At 53.6% G+C, this 17,115-nt stretch carries 11 protein-coding genes; 5 read left to right on the forward strand and 6 right to left on the reverse strand.

The genetic code is table 11. The features are described 5' to 3' along the window. The first annotated feature begins 290 nt into the window (after positions 1–290). Entirely contained in the window at positions 291–3,359 is a 3,069-nt protein-coding gene (locus NYE33_RS08880; protein ID WP_341065483.1) for a glycoside hydrolase family 2 TIM barrel-domain containing protein, read from the forward strand. Positions 3,360–3,489: 130 nt separating this feature from the next. Here the strand turns inward: NYE33_RS08880 and NYE33_RS08885 are convergent, their stop codons facing one another. Next, complete coding sequence (locus tag NYE33_RS08885; protein WP_341065484.1) at positions 3,490–4,371, reverse strand: helix-turn-helix transcriptional regulator; 882 nt, start codon at positions 4,369–4,371, stop codon at positions 3,490–3,492. A gap of 165 nt (positions 4,372–4,536) precedes the next feature. Here NYE33_RS08885 and NYE33_RS08890 point away from each other — a divergent pair, with 165 nt between their 5' ends. From NYE33_RS08890 to NYE33_RS08905, 4 genes are all read left to right on the forward strand, one after another. Continuing rightward, the gene (locus NYE33_RS08890; protein WP_076247766.1) at positions 4,537–5,934 is read left to right on the forward strand and encodes an MATE family efflux transporter; all 1,398 of its coding nucleotides are present in this window, start codon (positions 4,537–4,539) and stop codon (positions 5,932–5,934) included. A gap of 453 nt (positions 5,935–6,387) precedes the next feature. Then, positions 6,388–7,254 carry an ABC transporter permease gene (locus NYE33_RS08895; protein WP_425497176.1) on the forward strand — a complete coding sequence of 289 codons (867 nt, stop codon included), beginning with the start codon at positions 6,388–6,390 and terminating at the stop codon, positions 7,252–7,254. A gap of 15 nt (positions 7,255–7,269) precedes the next feature. Further along, the gene (locus tag NYE33_RS08900; RefSeq protein WP_039309445.1) at positions 7,270–8,163 is read left to right on the forward strand and encodes a carbohydrate ABC transporter permease; all 894 of its coding nucleotides are present in this window, start codon (positions 7,270–7,272) and stop codon (positions 8,161–8,163) included. A gap of 160 nt (positions 8,164–8,323) precedes the next feature. Continuing rightward, positions 8,324–9,880, forward strand: coding sequence for an extracellular solute-binding protein (locus NYE33_RS08905; RefSeq protein WP_445669806.1), 1,557 nt, complete (start codon positions 8,324–8,326; stop codon positions 9,878–9,880). 1,319 nt (positions 9,881–11,199) lie between these two features. Here NYE33_RS08905 and NYE33_RS08910 read toward each other — a convergent pair. The 5 genes from NYE33_RS08910 to NYE33_RS08930 form a co-directional block, all read right to left on the reverse strand. Beyond that, complete coding sequence (locus NYE33_RS08910; protein WP_341065486.1) at positions 11,200–13,431, reverse strand: AraC family transcriptional regulator; 2,232 nt, start codon at positions 13,429–13,431, stop codon at positions 11,200–11,202. 183 nt (positions 13,432–13,614) lie between these two features. Further along, the gene (locus tag NYE33_RS08915; RefSeq protein ID WP_341065489.1) at positions 13,615–14,265 is read right to left on the reverse strand and encodes an urea carboxylase-associated family protein; all 651 of its coding nucleotides are present in this window, start codon (positions 14,263–14,265) and stop codon (positions 13,615–13,617) included. 24 nt (positions 14,266–14,289) lie between these two features. After that, entirely contained in the window at positions 14,290–14,973 is a 684-nt protein-coding gene (locus NYE33_RS08920; RefSeq protein ID WP_341065491.1) for a cyclase family protein, read from the reverse strand. Positions 14,974–15,004: 31 nt separating this feature from the next. Beyond that, entirely contained in the window at positions 15,005–16,819 is a 1,815-nt protein-coding gene (gene ade / locus NYE33_RS08925) for an adenine deaminase (protein WP_042139967.1), read from the reverse strand. 3 nt (positions 16,820–16,822) lie between these two features. Further along, a complete protein-coding gene (locus tag NYE33_RS08930) occupies positions 16,823–17,104 on the reverse strand; it encodes a EutN/CcmL family microcompartment protein (RefSeq protein ID WP_341065495.1) in 282 nt (93 codons plus the stop codon). Between the last annotated feature and the right edge of the window lie 11 nt (positions 17,105–17,115).

The raw sequence follows: 17,115 nt of genomic DNA on the forward strand, positions 1-17,115 counted from the left end.
GATTATGTGCGTGAAAGCGGAGTGGGGGGTGTTCCTCTAAATAAACAGATAAATAATCCAGTAAAAACGGTAAATATGCTATTCCATTTGCGGCTGCTAAAAGCTTAAGATGCAGTAAGAGGCCAGGGTCAAATGCCCCAAAGTCAGCTATGTGCACCTTAGTTGTGATCCTGCACTATGAACCTGCGAAGGTCTTGGGTAAAATTAAGCTGGAACTGCTGACGCAGACGGTAAGGGAATCATGGAAGAGAACAAAATCATTGTGAGAGACCAATAAGGAGGAAAATATAATGTTCAGCAACGAGCCCAGTCTGGACTGGTTAAGCGATGTTTCGGTTTTTAAGGTGAACCGATTGGAAGCGCATTCGGACCATCGTTATTACAAGACCATGGAGGAAGCGGAGCGGCAAGCCCCGATGGAGCTGCGTCATTCCCTGAACGGAGACTGGAAATTCAGCTACGCGGTGAATGCGGCCAGCCGGATTCAGGATTTCTATAAGGCGGATTATGATACCAGAGGCTGGGGGGACATTCAGGTGCCCGGTCATATCCAGCTTCAGGGGTACGGCAAGCCGCAGTATGCCAACACGATGTATCCCTGGGACGGGCTTGATGCTGTGCGGCCGCCAGCGATTCCTGAGGAGATCAATACGGTAGGGAGTTATGTGAAATATTTTGAAGCTCCGGCGAATATGGAGAACGGGCCGGTCTTTATATCTTTTCAGGGAGTAGAGGCGGCGTGTTATGTCTGGCTCAATGGACATTTCGTGGGGTACAGCGAAGACAGCTTTACACCTGCGGAGTTTGAGTTAACCCCTTATTTGCAGGAGGGGGCGAACAAGCTGGCCGTTGAGGTCTATCAGCGCTGCTCGGGCAGCTGGCTGGAGGATCAGGATTTCTGGCGGTTCTCGGGTATCTTCCGCGAGGTGTATCTGTATACGGTGCCGAAGCTCCACGTGCAGGATTTGCGGATTAATGCGGAGCTGGATGCTGCCTATCAGGAGGGAACGTTAACTGCTGAAGTTAGCATGGCAACGGCGGCGGACGCTTTTGTGAAAATCGGGTTGAAGGATGCGGCCGGAGCCGTTGTGGCGGAGACCGAGGGGCAGGTTGTGACGGGAAAAGCGGTGTTCACCCTGGAGGCAGGTACGGTATCGCTGTGGAGCGCAGAAAATCCGTATCTCTATAGCGTCTGTATCTCTGTATTCGATGGCCGCGGAGAACTGGTGGAGGCGATTGTGCAACTGGCGGGGTTCCGCGTGTTTGAACTGAAGGACAAGCTGATGCTGCTGAACGGCAAACGGATTATTTTCAAAGGAGTCAATCGTCACGAATTCAACAGCCGCAGAGGGCGGAACATCACCAGAGAGGACATGATTAAGGACATCATCATCCTGAAGCAGAATAATATCAATGCTGTGCGGACCTCACATTATCCGAATCAGACGCTCTGGTATGAGCTGTGCGATGAGTACGGTGTCTATGTGATTGACGAGATGAATCTGGAATCCCATGGCTCGTGGCAAAAGATGGGCGCGGTTGAGCCGTCCTGGAACATTCCCGGTGATAAACCGGAGTGGCAGGATATTGTAATGGACCGTGCAGTGTCGATGCTGGAGCGCGATAAGAACCATCCGTCCATCCTCATCTGGTCCTGCGGTAATGAATCGTATGCGGGTGAGGTAATTCTGAATGTGTCCCATTATTTCCGCAAGACCGATCCGGGGCGGCTGGTGCACTATGAAGGGGTGTTCCATAACCGCAAATACAATGACACCAGTGATATGGAGAGCCGGATGTACGCCAAGCCCGCGGATATTGCAGAATACCTGGAAGGTCAGCCGGATAAGCCATACATCAGCTGTGAATATATGCATGCCATGGGCAACTCAGTAGGCGGACTTCATAAGTACATCGAGCTGGAGAGCCGGTATCCGCAGTATCAGGGCGGATTTATCTGGGATTATATTGACCAGGCACTGGTAGCCAAAGACAGATACGGAGAGGAGTATCTGGCCTATGGCGGTGATTTTGATGATCGGCCGACGGATTACAGCTTCTGCGGCAACGGGATTGTCTACGCTGACCGGACTGTGACCCCAAAGATGCAGGAGGTGAAGTTCCTCTACCAGAACATCCGGCTTGTACCGGAACGGGATGCAGTGAAGATCATCAACGGTAATCTGTTCGAAGGGACAGAAGGGCTGCGGCTGGAGTTCCGGCTGTACCTGGAAGGGCGGCAAATCTTCAAGGGGCAGCAGGAGGTAGCGGTTGCGGCGCAGGCAGAGGCGCGGATTCCGCTTGCGCTGCCGGAGGTGTCAGGAGCTCCGGGAGAGTACACGCTGGCGGTAAGCCTGTTGCTGAAGGAAGCGGAGCTGTGGGCTGAGGCGGGATTTGAGACAGCCTACGGGGAGCATGTCTTCCGGATTGAAGCCGCTGAGGCTGCGGCGGAACTAGAGGATGTTATACTGCCTGCGGCCGGAGAGTTCAGGGTGATCGAGGGAGACGTGAACATTGGCGTAACCGGCCGCGGATTCGCTGCCCTGTTCTCCAAGCAGGCAGGTTCGCTGGTGTCGCTCTGCTACGGGGGGCGTGAGATGATTGCTACTCCGCCTGCTCCGCTGTTCTGGCGGGCAACCACGGACAATGACAAGGGAACTGCGCTTGCTTACCACGCAGGCGGCTGGTTCGCGGCCAGTCTTGCCCGCAGCTGCACGGCGGTAAGGCTTGAGACCGGGAAGGACCGGGCCACGGTGACCTTTGACTATGCATTCAGCATCAGCCGGGAGCTGAAGACCCGAATTGAGTATACGGTCTACGCAGACGGTAAACTGCGGGTCCGTATGGTCTATACCGGAGCGGCCGGCTTGCCGGATGTGCCGGTTGTGGCTGTGTCCTTCCGGATGTCCGCCGATTATGGAGAGTCGGACTGGTATGCCCGCGGGCCGGAAGAGAATTACAGTGACCGCGCGTATGGAGCGCGTCTGGGACGCTTCCGGCGTAAGGTGACGGAGCTGCCGTCACCTTATCTGGTGCCGCAGGAGTCCGGCAACCGTACCGGCGTACGCCAGGTACGCATTACGGACGAGCGCGGCCGCGGGCTGCAGATTCAGGCGGCTGCGGGAGAGCCGCTGGAATGTACGCTGTCGCCATACACAGCGTTCGAGCTGGAGCAGGCAGCGCATCCTTATGAGCTGCCCAAGGTGCACTACACGGTTGTCACCATTGCCGCGCAGCAAATGGGTGTCGGCGGTGATGACAGCTGGGGAGCGCCGGTACATCCGGAATACCGGATCCCTGCGGACCAGCAGCTGGAGTGGGAGTTCTGGATGGCTGCGGCGTTGCCGGAGGCGGAGTAAGCAGTAGTACAATAACCCCGCAAAGCGGGATTTTGGCTTCGATGATGACTCAGGTAATTTGCGGAAACCCCGAAATATAAACAATAGCGAAACAGGCCATCAGCGGAGGAAACCGCTGATGGCCTTTTTCTCATGAGAAGCGCTGGCGGTACTCCCGCGGTGACAGCCCCTCCAGCTTCATGAAGGTGGAGCTGAAGTAAGGCGCCTGGTTGAAGCCGACCTCTTCGGCAATCCGGGCGATAGGGAAGCTGGTCTGCATCAGCAGCAGCTTGCTCTGCTCGATCCGGTAACGGAGCAGATATTCCATCGGTGCACAGCCATACGCCTTGTTCATGCAGCGGGCAATATAGACCGGATGAAAGTTAAGGCTGTCTCCGAGCATCGCCGTAGTGATCTCTTCGCGGTAATGGGCGCGGAGGAAGGAGGCGGCCTGCTCGGCGCATACAGTGGACTGGGAGCTGTGCTGCTCCGGCTTCACGGAAGCGGCAAGCAACTGCAGAATATCCTGGAAGAGAGTCTGCTGCCGGAAGCGGACCGATTCCAGGTGGGCAGTGGCTTGCAGCTGCCCCAGCTGGGCTAGCAGCTCTTCGATCTTGGCCGGCTGCAGCAGAGTGACGAATTGCGACAACGCGAGGTTAAACGAGCTGATGTTGAAGAACGAAGCGGGCAGGCCGCCCACCGGCTCATTCGGGCTGCCGGAATCAAGTGCGGAACCGGGCAGCGCGGGCCAGTCATGGAAGGTTTGAAAATGAAGCCAATAATAGGAAGTCTCCTCCCGGCAGCCCTCCGTTCCGAAGTGGTGGCAGTCCGGACGAAGGATTAAGGCATCTCCTGCCTTCACCGTAAACCGCCGCTCCTCTTCACCGATGTACAGGCAGCCTTGCCGGACGACAAGCAGATCGAATACTTTGATATGCTGGCGGTTCGGATGCTGATAGCCGGGCGGGTAGTGATTGAAGCCGCTTGCAATATAATGCGGCAGGGGAGGAATGCGGAATAGGAGCGGATTCATTAGGGTAGCCTCCTGCAGGATGGTTTGAATATTGAAAGTTTAGGTTTGAGATATGGTACATTTTCCAGAGTATATCATCTATAATTTATTTCGAGCAAGCTTGAATTGCAAGGCTTGATTACACAGGTTATAGCAGCCGCATATCGGCAGAGGAGGGTTTATTCCATGAAACCCATGGGTGGGAAGAGCGGACTGTGGATGCTGGCCTGGCCTATATTTATTGAAATATTTCTGCAAACGCTGCTCGGGACAGTGGACACGATCATGGTCAGCCGGATCTCTGATGATGCCGTTGCCGTTGTAGGCATTTCGAATCAGTTATTTGGCGCTTTGATTACACTGTTTACCACGTTCGCCGGAGGTGCAGGTATATTGATTGCGCAGCGGCTCGGCTCCGGCCGCAATGAAGAGGCGCGTACGATTGCGATTATGGGAGTTACTGTAAGCACTATCCTGGGGGTTGCCTTCAGTGTCAGCTTGTTTCTGTATGCCGATCCGGTTGCCCGGATGCTTCATATTTCAGGAGAGCTGATTCCGCTATCTCATGTCTATCTTACTTATGTAGGCGGCGGATTGTTCATGGTTGGAATGACTGCCTCTCTAGGCTCTGCAATCCGGAATACAGGCAATACGCGCGGGCCGATGTATACGGGAGTGGCTGTGAATGTTATTCATATCCTGCTCAATTATATTCTAATCTTCGGCATGTTCGGCCTGCCGGAGATGGGACTAAGCGGCATTGCGGTCTCCACGATGATTAGCAGGCTGATCGGTGTGGCTGTACTGCTGTATATGTTCAGCAGCGCTTTTGAGCGCAGAATCAGACTGCCGGATTTTCGGACCTTCCACCGCAAATTATTCGCGGAGATCGTCAGGATCAGCTGGCCGCTGGGACTGAACTCCTCCTCCTGGGTGCTGTCACAGCTGGTGATTTATTCTTTTCTCGCCCTGCTGGGTGCCAAGGAGCTGGCTGCACGTACCTATCTGAACACGCTGGAGTCCTTCTGCTTCACGCTGGGTTATGCCATCGCCATGGCCGGGCAGATTCAGATCGCCTATCTCTTCGGTGCCAAGCAGACGCAGGAGGCCTATCGTGCAGCATACCGGACGCTGTACATCGGGCTGGCTATCGTCAGCGCCAATGTGCTGCTATTGTATTTGTTCGGCCGGTCGCTGCTCGGATTCTTCACTGCCGATCCGGAGATTGTCGCTATCGGCGTATCCCTGCTGGCGCTTAATCTGCTGCTGCAGCCGTGCAAAATGCTAAATATGGCTATGGGCAACTCGCTTAATGCGATTGGTGATACCCGCTATACCATGGTGGTCTCGATGATCTCCATGACGCTGATTGGCGTAGGCGGCTCCTACTGGCTCGGAATTTCGTCCGGCTGGGGGCTGCTGGGTATCTACTGCTGCATGATTGCCGATGAAGCGGCAAGAGGAGGACTGGTGCTGCTGCGCTGGCGGAAACGGAAGGTGCTGAATCAGGCCGAATCGCAGTTTGCCGGGCGCCGGCAGGGAGTGAGGGAGAAGCCGGGCGTGGCATGTTCGGTAGAGCTTTAAAAGTATATATGATGATATAAGCGCGGGAGTACGCACAACATTCCCCCGGATTCTTCTCCTGAAGGAGAGTAATCCGGGGGCTTATTTGCGTTCAAGCGTGGTTACTGCACAAAAGTATGAAATGTACACCCTGGGGTTGGCAATAAAATACAGGAATAGCTGTAACGTTCACTGTTCAGCTGCAGGAGGTATCTTCTATACTCAGGGCATCCATTGGACGAAGCCATAAGGGCCGCGAGGGGCGGAGGCTTCGGAGCCAGTGCCGCCAACTTATATAGGTATAGGAGAGTGAAGGCTTTGAGACACCGTAAGCGCAAGTCGGGTATGCCACTCGCTATCCAGCTTCCACTGAAGGGAACAGGCGGGCTGTCCCCGCAGATAGAGTCCGGCACGCGGAAGAGAAGGAAGAAGGGATTTCTGCATGAGCTGATTCATAACCGGATTCTTTTTCTGATGCTGCTGCCGGCACTGCTGTTCTTCCTGGTCAATTCGTATTTCCCGATGGTCGGCGTGTATTATGCGTTCACCCAATTTGATTTCAATTCCGGATTGTTCGATGCTCCCTTCGTGGGTCTGAAGAACTTCGAGTTTCTCTGGAAATCGGGTACGCTGATCAAGCTGACGCTCAATACCATCGGCTACAATCTGGCCTTCATCCTGCTCGGCAACGTACTGGCGATTGTCTGTGCGATTCTGCTTAGCGAGCTGCGCCACAAATGGTTCAAGAAACTGACCCAGTCGATTATGTTCCTGCCGTATTTTGTTTCTTTCGTTATTCTGAGCGTTATCGTCTACAACGTGTTCAATTATGACAGCGGTTTCTTGAACACGCTGCTGGCCCGGTTCGGAGCGGGACCTGTGGATGTCTATAATAAGCCGCTGGTCTGGATCTTCCTGATTATCCTGTTCTATCTGTGGAAGAATCTCGGCTACAGCATGGTTATCTACCTGGCGGCCATCACAGGGATCAGCGATGAGTACTATGAAGCGGCCAAAATTGACGGAGCGCATATTTTTCAGCGGATCTGGTATATTACGGTGCCGATGCTGAAGTCTACCTTCGTTGTGCTGCTGCTATTCTCACTCGGAAGCATTATGAAGGGGCAGTTTGACCTCTTTTACCAGCTGATCGGCAACAACGGGGTGCTGTATAACACAACAGATATTCTGGATACGTACGTCTTCCGCTCCCTGAAGGTGACCTTTGATATCGGCATGGCGACGGCGGCGGGTCTGTATCAATCCCTGTTCGGCTTCATCCTGATCATGACGGTGAACTACATTATCCGCAAAATCAATGATGATTACGCGTTGTTCTAGGAGGAGAGAAAGAGCATGCATATTAAAGACGATCACTATACCAGACTGCTGCAGGGGCTGGCGTACACGGTCATTATCATCGGCTCGCTGGCGTGTCTGATCCCGTTTCTGCTGATTATATCCGCCTCGCTGTCCTCCAATGAATCGATTATCAGGGACGGTTACCATCTGATTCCTGCGGAGTTCTCGCTGGAAGGGTATAAGACGGTGTTCACTTTTCCGGATGAGGTACTGCGCGCCTATGGCGTTACTCTGTTCACTACACTTACGGGGACGACGCTGGGGCTGTTCTTCATGACTATGGCTGGTTATGTGCTGGCCCGCAGGGATTTCAAATACCGCAATACGTTCTCGTTCTATATCTATTTCACCACGCTGTTCGGCGGGGGCCTCGTGCCCTGGTACATTATGATGACCAAATATCTGCATCTGACCGACTCGTATGGAGCCTTGATTCTGCCGGGGCTGATGACGCCGTTCCTGATTATTCTGATGAAGAACTTCATCCGTTCTGCTGTTCCTGAGGAGCTGTTCGAATCTGCAAAGATTGACGGGGCGGGTGATTTCAAAATATACTGGCGGATTGTGCTGCAGCTGTCGATGCCCGGCATTGCCACGGTTGGACTGTTTCTCGCGCTGACGTACTGGAACGACTGGTTCTCGTCTTCCCTGTTCATCAATGACACACACAAGTATCAGCTGCAGTTCCACCTGTACAATGTGATCAACTCGGCTTCCTTCATTGCGAACATGGGAGCGGGAACCGGGGTAAGTCTCGGGGCAGATCTGCCTACAGAGTCAACGAAAATGGCGATGGCCATCGTTGTCACCGGACCTATTCTGTTTCTGTACCCGTTCATTCAGCGCTATTTCGTTAAAGGCCTGACGATCGGCGCGGTAAAAGGTTAGAACCTTGTAGCAGATCCGCGCTGTCTTTGGCGGCTGCTATTCGGCTAACATAGATATTGTGAGGAGCTGAACCAGGAAGCAGTATTATCAAACAACATTTTTGGGAGGGTTCATGATGAGCAAGAATGCACGGAAAAAACCGCTGGCTGTCCTGACAGCCATGCTGGCGGTCTCGCTGCTCGCTGCGGGATGCGGCGGCAGTAACGGCAACAATAAAGAGGCAGCGGGCAGCACGGATAGCGGTAAAAACAACACGGCTGCGGCAACAGAGGGCAGTACGACTGCTACGGCAGAACCCGGAATTGACACCTCCAAGAAAGTGGAGCTGCAGTTCTACATGCTCGGCGATGCGCCGAAGGATCTGCCGGCGATTGAAGCCGAAGTCAACAAGATGGCGGCAGCGGAGCTTAATACAACGGTTAAATTCAACTATACGAGCTGGACGGACTGGGATCAGAAATACAAGCTGCTGCTCTCCTCGGGCCAGGCGATTGACCTGATCTTCACGGCGGACTGGACCCAGTATGCTTCCTATGCGAAACGCGGTGCGTTCCTGGCCCTCGATGATCTGCTGCCTAAGGCTGCGCCGGAGCTGCAGAAATTCGTTCCTGAGTCGATGTGGGAGGATGTTAAGGTAGACGGTAAAATCTATACAGTGCCTGCGACGTACAAAGAATACGTGACCAACGGCTTCGTCTGGCGGGAGGACCTGCGCAAGAAATACAATCTTCCCCAGCCTACGGATCTGGCCAGCTATGAGGCTTACATGGACGGAATCCGCCAGAATGAACCGGATATGATGCCGGCTTCCCTGAACAGCGATATCGGCAATAATCTCCATTACATTTATACCGAGCTGAATAAGATGGTCGGTGCGCTGCCATATGGGATGGGCGTGAAATATGAATCCCCTACTGAAGTGTACTCGTACTGGGGCTCCGATGAGCAAAAAGAAGAGCTGAAGGTCATGAAGCGCTGGCAGGAAAAAGGCTTCATTCCCAAGAATGTGCTGAATATCAAGGATACGATGCAGGACCCGATTACTTCCGGCAAGGCGGCGAGCATGTTCGGGGATAATCCGACGCGCTTTAATGATATGGTCATGAAGATTAGCACCACACATCCCGAATGGGAGCTGGGGTATTATCCGTTCGGCAAGACGACGGGGTATGCCACTCCGGTGCATCCGGTTCATAATGGTTTTGCGATTCCGAAGAGCAGCAAGAATCCGGAGCGGGCGCTCGCTTTCTATGAAAAGCTGGTCCTGGACAAACGCTACAACCAGCTGACCGAATATGGGATTGAAGGCAAGAACTATACTGTGGAAGACGGCTATTACAAGCTGCTGGGAACAAGCCAGACCAACGGCTTCACCCGGGAGGGCATGAACGGCTGGGCATGGAGAAATCCTGAGTATATGCTGTTCGACAAGGGTTTTGACGGGGTGAAGGCAATCTTCGATGAACTCGACAAGATTCAGAAGCCCGATCTGTTCCTCGGCTTTGCAGAGGACTATTCTTCCTATCAGGCAGAGAAAGCGGCGCTGGAGCAGGTCGAGAAGCAATATCTGTTCCCGCTGGAGGCGGGACTGGTGGAGGATATCGACAAGGGGCTGGAGACCTTCATGCAGAAGGCCAAGCAGGCCGGACTCGAGAAGATTCAGGCGGAGTGGACGAAGCAGTGGAACGCTTATACTGCGGAGAAAGGTATTAAGTAGAGAAGGGCCCCGGAAGCCGCATGGCTTTTGGGGCTTTTTTATGGGCAGGTGGTAGGTGCGGGTGCAGGGGCGGGTACAAGTGCGAGGTGCAGGGCGGGTGCGAGTGCGAGGTGCAGGTGCAAGTGCGGGTGCAGGTGCAGGTGCTGGTGCTGGTGCAACAGAGGCGCATTGGGCGGACGCTCCGAAAACGGAATGATGTTCCGATCGCTGTTGTATCCGGATTTTATTTATTTTACCTTAGCGGTGAAAATCCGTATACAAAGGCGACCGCTGCCGCTTCTCCACATTCATTCCGTCTTCTCCGCTGTTTAAGCGGTAGCTAGACCTGCATACAGCACTCGAAGAGCAAAAGAAAGCCACGTCAGATATCCGCTTCCGTGGTAGGGGAGGAGAGCAGAAAAGCCAGTCTCCGTGTATATGGAGACTGGCCAAAGCGGAGGAGCTTCTCCGCGTAGCTAGAGGTGGGCTTGGCGTTCCGCCAAAGCGAGGGAGCACCAAGCAAAGCGTGAGAACATCCAGCAAAGCGTGAAAACATCCGCCAAAGTGGAAGGGGCATCTCCGTAGAGTTAGAGACGGCTTGGTGTTCCACCAAAGCGAGGGAAAACCAAGCAAAGCGTGAGAACATCCAGCAAAGCGGAGGGGGGATCTCCGAGTAGTTAGAGACTGGCTTGGTGTTCCGCCAAAGCGAGGGAACACCCACCAAAGCGAGGGAATATCTAGCAAAATGGAGGGAGCACCTCCGTAGAGTTAAAGACTGGCTTGGTGTTCCACCAAAGCGAGGGAGCAACCACCAAAGCGTGGGAATAACTAGCAAAGCGGGTGAGTTCTCTGTGTACTGGGGACTAATCTTGCACAAAATACAACATTTCTGCTCAATATGCGCTAGCTAAGCGGGGATTGTTGTATGAAATGCAACATTTTGCCTCATTCTAGCGGCTAATCGCGAGGATTGTTGTATTTCGTACAACAATCCTTATAAATGCCCTGTATTGTTGGCTTAGTGTTGTAATACGTACAACATTTAGCTTGTCACGACCAATTTCAATGGGAACCGGGCGGGAACAGGAATAGGAACTGGAGTTAGATTGTGACTTGAGCTGGAGCTGGAGCTGGAGCGAGCTGGGACCGGAAAATGAAACTGGCACTTGAGCTGGAACTGAGACTTGAGGTGGAACAGGAACTAGAGCTGGAGTTGGATTGGAACTTGAGCTGTAACTTGAACTGGAATTGGAACTGGAACTAGAATTGGAACCAGCTACAGCAGAACAGCCGGAAATGCCAGCATAGCCGACACTCCCAGAACATTAATGTGTCAACAATTAAGCATTCTTCGAACGCCGGTAATCCGTAGGCGTCGTACCGAAGCTGCGTTTGAACATCCGGTGCAGATAAGAGCTGCTGGTGAAGCCGCAGCGCTCGGCAATGCTCGTTACCGGCAGGTCGGTGTTCTCCAGCAAGGCGCATACCTCGCGCATCCGCACCTCCAGAATGACATCGACGATACTGTTCATGGTCTGCTGCTTGTAAAGGCGGCTGATATAGATCGGCGACATATCCAGCTCATCAGCAATCTGATTGAGACTTAGGTTCGGCTTCATGTAATTTTCGCTGATCTTGCTATTAATCTGGCAGATCAGATCATGCTGCTTGGAGTTCTTCTTCTCGTCCAGCTGTTCGCGCAATGCAGTGAAGAGAGCGGAGAAGGCTTCCTCCAGCTCGTCAATGGTCTCAATGGAATCCAGGCAAGGCAGCCCGCTGATTGCGTCGTTTTGTAAACGGTTACGTTTCTGGACAGTATTCACGATCTCCCTGACCGTCACGCTGAGTCTGGATACCGTTAACTGCACCGTCTGAAAGGGAAAGGCTTCGGTCTCCCGGATAATGCTGCTGAACTGCCCGGCAGCGTCCTCCAGTTTACCGCTCAGTAGCGCATCGGTGAGCTTCTTCTCCTTATCGGTAGGATAATGATACGTACTGGACTCAAGAGCGCATATGTCCTGGGCGTTAATGATACAGCCATGTCCGTAGAACAGTCGGTGATTCGACGCTTCCCGGACCTGCTTGTAGAGCTGGTGCAGCTGGCCCGCGTTATGGTCAATATGACTGTAGGTGAGGGTAAGGCTTAGCTTCAGATAGTCGGAGCAGGCCTGCTGGATCTGCCGGAGCAGCGTCTCGATCAGCCCGGTATCCGTATACTCCACGGGATCGATAATGTTCAGCAGCACAAGGATGCCGTCATCGTTCATATCCACAGTCTCGACCCGGTACGTCTGGCCGCAAATTTCCGAAGCGATATTCATAATGGCAAACTTGGAGGCCAGCAGGTAGGAAGAGCGGGCTTCCCTGAACTCTTTGTAGTGATCAATCCGCAGCAGGATCAGGCGGAAATCATCATTGAAGGTGAAGTGAATCCCGAGCTGGCGCAGCTTCTCTACCTGCTGAATAGACTGCAACGGCTTGAGGCCGAGAATGAGATCGCGCAGTGTATTTTGCCGGATCATGAACATGCTGTCTCGTTTCTCCGTTTCAAGAATGTTCATCTCGCTGACAATCCGGTCAATTGGCAGATACAGGCTTCTGGACATGATCCAGGAGAGGCCGATGCCGGCCACCAGAACAAGGGCTGCAATAAGCAGGGTGGTGTTGCGGATAGTATTCGTATGCTCAGTAATGTTGTCGTAGGGTGTAATCCGTACATACTGCCAGCTTAAGTCATCCGGTGCAGTATAAGAAATCAGCGAGTTCACGCCACCGAAGGGCCCGATGAAATAACCCGCCTCCTGGCCTTTGATCCGCTGTTCAATCCATCCGGCTTCCTCCGGGGAGAGCTCCTGCTGCTTCAGGCTGTTGCCGGACAGAAAAGCCCCCTGATCGTCCAGAATGTAAGTGGCGCTGGCAGAATTATTAGGACTGGTGATTTCCTTATTGATCCAGGGGGCAGAGATGTTAACGATTACCGCAGAGTTGATAGCCCGGTCCCAGCCGATGGCATCCAGACACAAAAAAGTATAAGCACGAACCTGGTCATTCTCCCGCGCACCATTGGAATACACTCTGGGAATCGGTGTGAAGGCCTTGTAGTCCTGATAATGGCCCAGGATATCCAGAATAGGGGTGTCTACCAGCTCTTGCTCAGTAAATACACCGTTCTGCCCGTGGGAAGAGGCGATATACAGCTGTCCGCTTTTGGGATTATAGACATATATGGACTCAATATAAGGCATGGAGCTTAAGTAATTGCCCAGCTCGGACATGGCTGCCGTGACATCATAGATATCGGGCTTGTCGTAGAAAACAATTTTGGAGATCGTACTGTTGCGGTAAATTTGAAAAGAAAGCGATTGCGCAGCATCGGTCATGTTAACGACTTCCCTGCTGGTCTGCGTGAGGTTGCCGAGGTCGGACTGGAAGGCCTGCTTTTTTTCCACACCGATATAGTAATTGTAATAGATGATGGTGGAGACAAGAAAAGTTAAGGAGACGCAAAGCGTAATACTGACTAATAACCTGCTGTACAATGCTCTTCGATTGCCGAGTTTGTGCAGTCCCATAAACAGCCCCCTGATTCACTGTGTACTCTGGCGATACCGGCCTGATCTATATTGTTCATAGTACAATTATAAGCTGCATACCATGAACGGGACAGTAGAGCAAGGTTACAACAGTGAACAGGATGGAGAATCGGGCAGTGAACAAATGCAAGATTTGTGTACAAAAGCTACCATAGTGCAGTTTTAACGATACGGTATATCCCGGTAAAGCGGGGGTACAGCCGGAGCTGGTTCTGTAATCTGCATCAGCAGCGGGGTTACCTTGAAGCCGTTGACCGGGGCCAGATCCTGCGAGCAGGAGGAGAGGGCGACGATCACATCGGTCAGCGCCAGGAGCGCAACATAATCGCCGGGCCGGGAGAGCGGTTCTTGGATAACGTAGTCGAGATTCCCGTCCAGTGCATTGTTCATGAACCAGTTGATGGGATCGGGCAGCTCTTTGTGACCCAGCTGATATTTATGCAGCGCCTTCTGCAGATTGTCATGGCAGTTCGGATGCTCCTCCAGCCCGAAGTCGATTTTGTAGCGGTAATAGTCGCATGCCGGAAAAAAGAAATCATGTTTCCCCACCGTATCCTTCGTCAGCTGCATAAGCGGTCTGCGGCGGTTGCTGTAGAGGCCGTCGCCGGGCTTGAGCCGGATACTGCTGAGCGAGGATCTCATGTGTACGGGGGAGACATGCTCGTCAGGGTCTTCGGCATTGAAGCAGACGAAATCGCCCACCTGCTTGCCCTCGGTATCGATGATGTAGAGCGTCTGGCCTTGGCGGACCCGCGCGCTTCTTCCCTCGTAAGCCGGTACCAGGATTTCTTCAATTACCTTGTCTGTGGTCACGGTACAATCACCTACCTCATCTGTTTATTCTATGAATACCGCGACGGCACGGATAGGGGAGCCGGTGCCTCGGCGGATCCGGAGCGGAAGTCCGAAATACAGGAAACGCTTCTGGGCGATCAGATTCAGATTGCAGAGATTCTCGGTATTGGTCATCCGGTACTCACGGCAGATCAGGTGGCCGGAAAATAGCGGGTCCAGCGGGTTATCAATAGAAGGCGCATCAATGCCGATGTTAATGATCCCCTGCTTCGCCAGCCATCCGGCCGCTTCATAATCCAGGCCAGTATAGCGGGTCAGCCATTCTTCAGTGCCGTAGGCACGGTTATAATGTCCAGTGTACAGCAGGACGATATCGCCTTTATCCAGATGGAGATGGTCTTTGCGCAGCGCCTGTTCCAGATCAGGCCGGGTAATGTAGGCGTCCGGTGAAATATGGGAGAGGTCCAGGCAGACAGCCGGTCCGTAAAAATACTCCAGCGGCATCTCATCAATCGTCGGCCCGTGCGGATCATATTCGTAAATCGCATCGCTGTGGGTCGGACCATGCTCGTTAATCAGCAGGTTGTTCGTGGCAAACTCGAAGCCGAGCTTGTTCTTACTCTCTTCATGGCTCATATTGGGGAAGATCATCGTCTTCTGATGCGGAGGAAAAACCGGCATTCCCTGATAGATTTCCTGTGAGAGATCAATCACTTGAATCCCCATGTAGCGTACTCCTTTCATTTAAAATACGGGCTCAGGCGAGCGGCGGCAGCACGGTGAAGGCATCGGCGTCGATCAGGCCGATGTCGGTGATTTTCCAGGCCGGGCTGGTGACCAGCGACAGGAAGGAGAGATGCATGAACGGGACATGCAGCGTACAGCCCAGCTCCTCGCGGGCCAGCCGGTGCAGCTCGGTAATTCTTGCGCTCATCTCTTTGCCGGTCAGCTCATCGGTCATCAATCCGCCGATGCGCAGCGGCAGATCGCCGACCACCTTGCCCCCTTCGATCATGGCGATGCCGCCGTCCATCGCGATGACCCGGTTGACCGCAGTCACCATATCGGCGTAATTGGTGCCGGTGACGATAATATTATGGGTGTCATGCGCCACGCTTTCGGCGATGGCACCGGCCTTCAGCTTCATGCCGCGGACGAAGGTTTTGCCGATCTTGCCGCTGCGGCCATGCCGTTCTACGACGAGCAAGGGCAGCAGATCCTCTTCTACAGAGGGTTGCACAACGCCATCCTTCACGGCAGCGGTGAAGATGCCGGAGCCGGTCAGATTCTGGTCGGGGATGACCCCGATGGCGCGGACCCGGACTGTTCCTTGAGCGCCTTCGGCGGAAAGGTATAGATCTTCCGGCTTAACCGGTTTGCGCTTCACAGACTTTTTAACGGAGTCCGGATAGATATAGGAGGGGATCTCGCGGGTCAGCTCGCCATCACTGGCAACCTTGGCTCCGCTGATATAGACTTCGGCAATGGTCATGTTCGTCAGGTCGCTGATGACGGCGATATCGGCCTTCTTGCCTGGAGCCAGCACGCCGATATCCTGGAAGCCGAAATGGGTAGCCGGATTAATTGTGGCCATCTGAATTGCCTCAACCGGATCAATGCCGACGGCGATCGTCCGGCGGATGATATCATTCATATGGCCGTGCTTTAGCAGATCCTCCGGCACCATATCGTCGGAGACCAGGATGGCCCGCCGGGAATCCATACCTTCCTCGGTGATTGCCCGGATGCACTCCGCCATATTGCGCTGCGAGGAGCCTTCGCGCATGAATACACTGACCCCATAGCGCAGCTTCTCCATCATTTCTTCCTTGGTTGTTGTCTCATGGCAGGAGACATGGCCTCCGCCGCAGATGATGTGGGCAGCCAGCTCCTGGCCGGACAGGCCGGGGGCGTTGCCCTCAATGCTTTTGCCGATAGCCTTGGCATAGGACACTGAAGCGAGCAGATCATCGATCAGGTAAGGGGCGTTTCGGTATACGGGATGGACGTTGCTGAAGCCCTGCAGCTCGCCGATTCCCTGAACATGGTCGTCATTCAGCAGTTCCTGCATATCTTTGGAGCCGATATCTGCGCCTGCGGTCTCAAGACCGGGCACATCGGGTGTAAGGCAAGGTACGGTGAACAGCACGCGGTTAGGCAGGGTCTTCGCTTCTTCAATCATCGCCTTCATTCCGGGAACGCCCAGCACATTGCCAATCTCATGGGGATCAGCCACCAGCGTGGTTGTTCCGGTTGGAATCGACAGCTTGGAGAACTCCGTAACCGTCAGCATCGCACTTTCAAAATGCATATGTGAATCGATAAAGCCCGGACTGATGAATTTACCGCGCATATCCTCGACTACTGTGGACGGCCCGATCAGTTTATCAGCCTCGCCCACAAGCAGAATCCGGTCACCTTTAATAGCTACATCACCGGGGTAAATCTCACGGGTGATTACATTGATAATATAGCCGCCCTTCAGCACCAGGTCGGCATGGAGCTGGCCGGAGAGCAGCACATCAATCATCCGCCGCCGCTGAATCGCATCTTTGATATCGGTTGTCAGCATAATCTACAAGCCTCCTGCTCTGGGACAATCCACACTATCCACGATTCCGACAATTGCGGCATCTATAGGAGCATTCGGATGCGTCGACGCCCGTGAAGCCACGCTGCCCACTGCATAGATAATGGTCTCTCCGATGCCTGCTCCTACAGTATCAACCGCAATAAGCGGCTGTCCCGCCGGGGTGTTATCGGGAAGAATGGGCTGTACGATCAGCAGCTTGGCACCGATGAGGTGCTCGTCTTTGCGCGTAGCCACAACGTGTCCAGTAATGATTCCCAGCTTCATGTGATGGTCAC

The organism is Paenibacillus sp. FSL R10-2199, from assembly GCF_038000235.1.
GTDB lineage: Bacteria > Bacillota > Bacilli > Paenibacillales > Paenibacillaceae > Paenibacillus_AQ > Paenibacillus_AQ phytohabitans.

What these genes read in the sequence shown, in the direction of transcription:
- NYE33_RS08880 (WP_341065483.1), top strand. Translation starts at nt 291, where the DNA reads ATGTTCAGCAACGAGCCCAGTCTGGACTGGTTAAGCGATGTTTCGGTT.
- NYE33_RS08920 (WP_341065491.1), bottom strand. Translation starts at nt 14,973, where the DNA reads ATGGGGATTCAAGTGATTGATCTCTCACAGGAAATCTATCAGGGAATG.
- NYE33_RS08895 (WP_425497176.1), top strand. Translation starts at nt 6,388, where the DNA reads ATGCTGCTGCCGGCACTGCTGTTCTTCCTGGTCAATTCGTATTTCCCG.
- NYE33_RS08890 (WP_076247766.1), top strand. Translation starts at nt 4,537, where the DNA reads ATGAAACCCATGGGTGGGAAGAGCGGACTGTGGATGCTGGCCTGGCCT.
- NYE33_RS08900 (WP_039309445.1), top strand. Translation starts at nt 7,270, where the DNA reads ATGCATATTAAAGACGATCACTATACCAGACTGCTGCAGGGGCTGGCG.
- ade (WP_042139967.1), bottom strand. Translation starts at nt 16,819, where the DNA reads ATGCTGACAACCGATATCAAAGATGCGATTCAGCGGCGGCGGATGATT.
- NYE33_RS08930 (WP_341065495.1), bottom strand. Translation starts at nt 17,104, where the DNA reads ATGAAGCTGGGAATCATTACTGGACACGTTGTGGCTACGCGCAAAGAC.
- NYE33_RS08885 (WP_341065484.1), bottom strand. Translation starts at nt 4,371, where the DNA reads ATGAATCCGCTCCTATTCCGCATTCCTCCCCTGCCGCATTATATTGCA.
- NYE33_RS08905 (WP_445669806.1), top strand. Translation starts at nt 8,324, where the DNA reads ATGCTGGCGGTCTCGCTGCTCGCTGCGGGATGCGGCGGCAGTAACGGC.
- NYE33_RS08910 (WP_341065486.1), bottom strand. Translation starts at nt 13,431, where the DNA reads ATGGGACTGCACAAACTCGGCAATCGAAGAGCATTGTACAGCAGGTTA.